This is a genomic window from Goodfellowiella coeruleoviolacea (genome assembly GCF_024171785.1).
Lineage (GTDB): Bacteria > Actinomycetota > Actinomycetes > Mycobacteriales > Pseudonocardiaceae > Goodfellowiella > Goodfellowiella coeruleoviolacea.
On the sequence record NZ_JAMTCK010000041.1, the window covers coordinates 1 to 7,210 of the forward strand.

The 7,210-nt window shown below is 72.7% G+C and carries 2 protein-coding genes; both read right to left on the bottom strand.

Features of this window, described 5'->3' with window-relative positions:
• On the bottom strand, positions 1-1,106 hold a 1,106-nt coding region (locus LX83_RS37415), incomplete at its 3' end, for a beta-ketoacyl synthase N-terminal-like domain-containing protein (protein WP_407649779.1).
• Positions 1,107-1,120: 14 nt separating this feature from the next.
• Positions 1,121-7,210 (bottom strand): type I polyketide synthase (locus tag LX83_RS38235; RefSeq protein ID WP_407649778.1); only part of this gene is annotated, 6,090 nt, incomplete at its 5' end.

The following is a 7,210-nucleotide window of genomic DNA, read 5'->3' on the forward strand; positions in this document are numbered from 1 at the left end:
GTCGCCAGAACCGCCTGCGCCTCAATCGGATCACCCAAACTGGTCCCGGTACCATGCCCCTCCACCACATCCACCTCACCCGGCCCCAACCCCGCCGACGCCAACGCCGCCCGAATCACCCGCTGCTGCGACGGCCCATTCGGCGCCGTCAACCCATTACTCGCCCCATCCTGATTCACCGCACTGCCCCGCACCACCGCCAACACCGGATGCCCGTTGCGCCGCGCATCCACCAACCGCTCCACCAACACCACACCCACCCCCTCACCCCACCCCGTCCCATCCGCACCCTCCGCGAACGACTTGCACCGCCCATCCACCGCCAACCCCCGCTGCCGAGAAAACTCCACAAACGCCCCCGGCGTCGCCATCACCGTCACCCCACCCGCCAACGCCAACCCACACTCCCCACCCCGCACCGCCTGACACGCCAGGTGCAACGCCACCAACGACGACGAACACGCCGTGTCCACCGTCACCGCCGGCCCCTGCAACCCCAACGCATAAGCCACCCGACCGGACATGACGCTCGCGGCGTTGCCGATACCGGCGTAGCCGGCCACCTCGGCCGCGGACCGCTTCAGCACCTCCGGGTAGTCCTGGCCGTTGGTGCCGATGAACACGCCGGTCTGGCTGCCGACCGGAGACCTCGGATTGACCCCGGCCCGCTCGAACGCCTCCCAGCAGGTCTCCAGCAGCAGCCGCTGCTGCGGGTCCATCGCGAGTGCTTCCCTCGGCGAGATCTCGAAGAAGGCCGCGTCGAAACCGGCCACGTCGTCGAGGAAGCCGCCCTGCCGCACGTAGGAGGTGCCGGGGTTGTCCGGGTCCGGGTGGTACAGCGCGTCCACGTCCCAGCCGCGGTCGGTGGGGAAGTCCGCGACCGCGTCCACGCCGTCGACCAGCAACCGCCAGAAGTCCTCCTGGCAGCGCACCCCACCGGGGAACCGACAGCTCATCGCCACGATCGCGACGGGCTCGGCCGGCGCTGCCACGGCCTCAGCCAACTGCTGGCGGGTCCGGTGCAGTTCGGCCGTCACGCGCTTGAGGTAGCCGAGCAGCTTGTCCTGATCGGTCTCCTGCTGTCCGTTCGACCCACTCGTTGCCACGTCCGCTTCGGTCATCAGCTCATCCCGAACTCGTTGTCGATGAAGTCGAACAGTTCCTCGGCGGTGGCGGACTGGAACTGGCGTTCCGGTCCGCTGGCCGGTTCCGCCTCGCCCTGAACCTGCGCCCAGGACGACACCAGGGCCTTGAGCCGCAGGGTGATCCGCATGCGGGTGACCTCGTCCGGTGCGATCACGGGGAGGTCGTCGGGACGCACTCCGGCGAACGCGGCCGCCAGCTGATCCAGTTGGGCCAGCAGGGATTCCGGCTCAGCGGTGTCGCCGTGGAGTTCCGCGACCAGGAACCGGGCCAGTTCCTGCGGGGTGGGACAGTCGAACACCAGGGTCGACGGCAGGGGGCGGCCGGTCGCCGCGGTGAGCCGGTTGCGCAACTCGACCGCGGTGAGCGAGTCGAACCCGAGTTGGGTGAACTGCACGGTGTCCCGGACCGCTTCGGGTGATCGGTGGCCGAGCACCTCGGCGGCGCTGGTGCGCACCAGGTCCAGCACCAGGCGCTGCCTGGTCTGCTCGGACACTCCGGCCAGGCGCTGCGGGAACGGGACCGACGCGGTGTTGTCGGTGTCGCCGGCCGACGGCAGGGACCGCACCTCGGGCAGCTCGCGGATCAGCCGGTTGGGTCGAGCCACCGCGGTGGTCCTGGCGAACCGGGCCCAGTCGATGTCGGCGATCAGGGTGAACTCGGCGGTGTCGGCCACGGCGTCGGCCAGTGCCGCGATGGCCGCTTCGGGCGTCATGGGCGTGACCCCGTCCCGGCGCAGCCGTTCCGCTGCCCGGTCGTCGGCCGCCATGCCACCGTCGGCCCACGCTCCCCATGCCACGCTGGTCGCGGCCAGACCACGGTCCCTGCGGTGACGGGCCAGCGCGTCGAGGAAGGCGTTCGCCGCCGCGTAGTTGGCCTGTCCGGCGTTGCCGAGCGTGCCGGCGGCCGAGGAGAACAGCACGAACTGGGACAGGTCGAGGTGCTGGGTCAGCTCGTGCAGGTTGCGGGCGGCGGCCACCTTGGGCCGGGCGACCCGGTCGATGCTCGCCGGGGTGAGCGCGTCGATGACCCCGTCGTCGAGCACCCCGGCGGTGTGCACCACCGCGGTGAGCGGGTGCTCGGGTGGCAGTGCGGCCAGCAGTCCGGCCAGCGCGTCGCGGTCGGCCGCGTCGCAGGCGGTGACGGTGACCCGCGTGCCCAGTGCGGTCAGGTCGGCGACCAGCTCGGCGGCGCCAGGTGCGTCCTGTCCCCGACGGCTGATCAGCACCAGGTGGTCGGCACCACGCTCGGCCAGCCACCGCGCGATGCGCGCCCCCAGCGCTCCGGTGCCGCCGGTGACCAGAACCGTGCCGCTGGGTCGCCAGTCCACATCGGCCGCTTCGGCTGGCTGGCCGGCGCGGGTCAGGCGGGGTGCGAACCCACCGGTTGGCCGGAGCGCCACCTGGTCCTCCCCGCTGGCGCCGCTCAGCACCGCGCACAGCCGGGTCCACGTGCCGGTGTCCGGTGTCTCAGGCAGGTCGACCAGACCACCCCAGCGGTCGGGGTGCTCCAGCGCCGCCACCCGGCCCAGCCCCCACACCGGAGCCTGGTCGGGGTTGGCCAGGACTTCGGTGTCGCTCGCCGCGACCGCACCGCGGGTCAGGCACCACAGGGGTGCCGTGATCCGGGCCGCGCCAAGGGCCTGCACCAGGGTCGTGGTCGCGGCGAGGCCGAGCGGCGTCGCCGCCAGCGCCGGGTGCGGCTGGTCGGCGAGTGCCAGCAGGGACACCACACCTCGAACGGCCGCGTCGTCCCGGGTTGCCCGGCGCAGGTCGTCGGCCAGGCGTGCGCGGTCAGCGGCTGCCGGGTCGACCAGGATCCGCCGCACCTGCGCGCCGTGGGCGGTGAGCGCGGCGGCGCAGTCCTCGTCGTGGGGGTGTCCGGTGTGGAGGGTGTCCGGCACCACCAGCAGCCAGGTGCCGTGCAGTGCCCTGGGTGGCTGGTCGGCGATGGGCTGCCAGGACAGGCGGTACCGCCAGGTTCCCCCATCCTGGGGTGATCCGCCGCGCTGCCGCCAGGCGGACAGCTTGGGCAGCAGTTCGCGCAGTGGCGTGTCAGCGGTGGCGTCCAGCGCACCGGCCACAGTGGACAGATCAGCCTCGGCCACCGCCGCCCAGAATTCGGCGTCCCGGGGATCGGCCGCGCGCGTCGGCGCCGCCAGCCAGTAGCGCTCGTGCTGGAAGGCGTAGGTGGGCAGGTCGACCCGGTGTGCCCCGGTGCCGGCGAAGAAGGCCGGCCAGTCCACTGTGGTCCCGCGCGCGTGCAGGTGGGCCAGGGCGATGGCCGCCGTCTGGGGCTCGGGCCGGTCCCTGCGCAGCAGCGGCACGATCGTGGTGTCGGCCGGGTGCGCGGCCAGGCAGTCCTGTGCCATGGCCGAGAGCACCCCGTCCGGGCCCAACTCCAGGAACGCGGTCACGCCGTGGTTGGTGGCCAGGCCGACAACGGCGTCGGCGAACCGGACCGGCTCCCGCACCTGTCGGGTCCAGTACTCCGGCGCACAGATCTCCTCGGCGCTGGCCGGTTTCCCGGTCAGCGTTGACACGATCGGCAGCCGAGGCGGCTGGACCGTCACCTCCTCGGCCACCTGCTGGAACTCGGCCAGCATGTCGTCCATCAGCGGCGAGTGGAACGCGTGGCTGACCCGGAGCCACCTGGTCTTGTGCCCTCGGTCGGCGAGTGCCGCCGCAACCTGCCGCACCGCGTCGATCTCGCCGGAGATCACCGTGGCCGCCGGCCCGTTCACCGCGGCGACGCTCACCGTGTCCGCCCAGTCCGCGAGCAGCGGCGTGACCTCGTCCACACCCGCCTGGACCGCCACCATGCCGCCGCCTTCGGGCAGCGCCTGCATCAGCCGGCCTCGGGCCGCGACCAGCGCGCAGGCGTCGGCCAGGGACAGCACTCCGGCCACGTGGGCCGCGGCCAGTTCGCCGATCGAGTGGCCGACCAGGAAGTCCGGTCGCACACCCCAGTGCTCGACCAGGCGGAACAGGGCGACCTCAACGGCGAACAGCGCGGGCTGGGTGTAGCCGGTCTGGTTCAGCAGCGCGTCGTCGGCGGCGAACACCACCTCCCGCAGCGGCCGGTCCAGGTGTGCGGCGAACTCGTCGCACACCACCGCGAACGCCGTGGCGAACACGGGGTGCCGCTCGGCGAGTTCCCGCCCCATGCCCGGCCGCTGCGCACCCTGCCCGGTGAACAGGAACGCGATCCTGGGAGTGGCCTGGCCGTCGACGACACCGTGCACGGTGGGAACGGGGGCGGGGTCCTGGTGGACCAGCGCGGCCAGGCCGGCGAGCAGGTCGTTCCTGTCCTCGCCCACCACGACCACGCGGTGCTCCAGCGCGGCCCTGGCGGTCGCCAGCGTGTGGGCGATGTCGACGGGGTGGATGTCGTGCTGGGCGGCCACGTGCGCCCACAGCCGGCGGGCCTGGTCGCGCAGTGCCTCGACGGTGCGGGCGGACAGCAGCCAGGGCGTGGGCCCGGCCACCCGGGCCGCGGTGGGTTCGGGCTCGGTCGGTGTGGGCGCCTGCTCGATGATGACGTGCGCGTTGGTGCCGCTCACCCCGAACGAGGACACCCCGGCGCGGCGGGGGCGGCCGGTGTCCGGCCACGGCGTGGCCTCGGTCAGCAGCGACACCGCGCCCGCCGACCAGTCCACCTGCGGGGTGGGTTCGTCCACGTGCAGCGTGGGCGGCAGCACGCCGTGCCGGATCGCCAGCACGGTCTTGATCACGCCGCCGACACCGGCGGCTGCCTGGGTGTGGCCGATGTTGGACTTCAGCGACCCGAGCCGCACGGGCTGGTCGGCCGGCCGGTCCCGCCCGTAGGTGGCCATGACCGCCTGTGCCTCGATCGGGTCGCCCAACCGGGTTCCGGTGCCGTGCGCCTCCACCAGGTCAACGTCGCGTGTGGACAGTCCGGCGCTGGCCAGTGCCCGGCGGATGACCCGCTGCTGTGCCGGCCCGTTGGGCGCGGTCAGGCCGTTGCTGGCGCCGTCCTGGTTGATGGCGGAGCCGCGGACCACGGCGAGCACCCGGTGTCCGTTGCGCTGTGCGTCGGACAGCCGCTCCAGCACCAGCACACCAACGCCTTCGGACCACCCGGTGCCGTTGGCCGACGCCGCGAACGACCGGCACCGGCCGTCCGGGGACAGCCCCTGTTGCTTGCTGAACTCGATGAAGACCCCGGGGGCTGCCATCACCGAGACGCCGCCGGCCAACGCCAGGGTGCACTCCCCGGCGCGCAGCGCCTGACCGGCCAGGTGCAGCGCCACGAGCGAGGACGAGCACGCTGTGTCCACGGTGACCGCCGGCCCCTCCAGGCCGAGGGTGTAGGCCACCCGACCGGAGGCGACGGCCGGCAGGTTGCCGGTCATCAGGTAGCCCTCGACCGCTTCGGGCGCCTCGTCCGGTCGGGGACCGTAGTCCTGGTCGATGGCGCCGACGAACACCCCGGTCTGGCTGCCGCGCAGCGAACCGGGGTCGATGCCGGCGTTTTCCAGTGCTTCCCAGGTGGTCTCCAGCAGCAGCCGCTGCTGCGGGTCCATGGCCAGTGCCTCACGCGGTGAGATGCCGAAGAAGCCGGCGTCGAACTGGGCCGCGTCGTGGAGGAACCCGCCCTGGCGGACACTGGTCCTGCCGTTCTGGTGGTGGTCGGGGCCGAACAGCCGGTCCAGGTCCCAACCCCGGTCGGTGGGGAAACCCGAGATGGCGTCACCACCGGTGACCACGAGCTGCCACAGGTCGTCCGGTGTGCGGACCTCGCCCGGGTACCGGCAGCTCATCCCGACGATCGCGATCGGTTCACCGGTGGCGGCCGGTGCGGGCGGCACCACGGCCAGTTCGCCGTGGCCACCGGCCAGTTCCTCGCGGATGTGCTGGGCCAGTGCTTTCGGGGTCGGGTAGTCGAAGGCCGCGGTGGCCGGCAGGCGCAACCCGGTGGCGGCGTTGAGCCGTTTGCGCAACTCCATCGCGGTCAGCGAGTCCAGACCGATGTCCCGGAACGCCTGTCCGGGGTGGACACCGTCCGGTCCTGGGAAGCCCAGCACCGCGGCGACCTGCGCGCGCACCAACTCCAACGCCAACTCGTCCTGCTCGGCAGGTGACCGGTCACGCACTGACGGCGGCAGTGCCGAGGGCTGGTCGGGCAGTGCGGCCCCAACGGCTTCCACAGTGGACTCTTCCGGGGTCCTCGGTGTGCCGGACGAGGTCGGCAGCCAGAAGTGCTGGTGCTGGAACGCGTAGGTGGGCAGGTCGACACGCCGCGCGCCGGTGCCGGCGAACACCGCGGCGAGATCGACGGCAACGCCGTGGACGTGCAGTTCGGCCAGGGAGGCCAGCAGCGGTGCCACGCCGTCCTCGCCCCGGTGCAGCGAGTCCGTGACCACCGTTGCCTCGGTGCCGGTCGCGTCCAGGGTCTGCTGCACCGCCATGGTCAGCACCGGATGCGGACTGATCTCGACGAAGGCGCGATGGCCCTGGGCTGCCAGGCAGCGCACGGCCTCGTCCAGCCGGACGGTCTGGCGGAGGTTCGCATACCAGTACTCGGCGTCGCAGGCCGCGGTGTCCAACACCTGCCCGGTCACCGTGGAACAGAACGGCACGGTCGAGGACACCGGAGTGATCCCGGCCAGCGACGCCAGCAGTTCGTCGCGGATCGCCTCGACCTGCGCCGAGTGTGACGCGTAGTCCACCGGGATCCGCCGCGCCCGCACCCCCTCCGCCGCACACCGGGCCAGCAGCCCCTCCAGCGCCTCCACCTCACCGGAGACCACCGTGGACCCAGGGCCGTTGACCGCGGCCACCGACAACCGACCACCCCACTCCCCCAGCCACCGCTCCACCCGACCGGCCGGCAACCCCACCGACACCATCCCACCCGACCCCGCCAGCCGCACCAACGCCCTGCTGCGCAACGCCACCACCCGCGCCGCGTCCTCCAACGACAACCCACCCGCCACACACACCGCCGCGATCTCCCCCTGACTGTGCCCCACCACCGCCGCCGGCGACACCCCCCACGACTCCCACACCGCCGCCAACGACACCATCACCGCCCACAACACCGG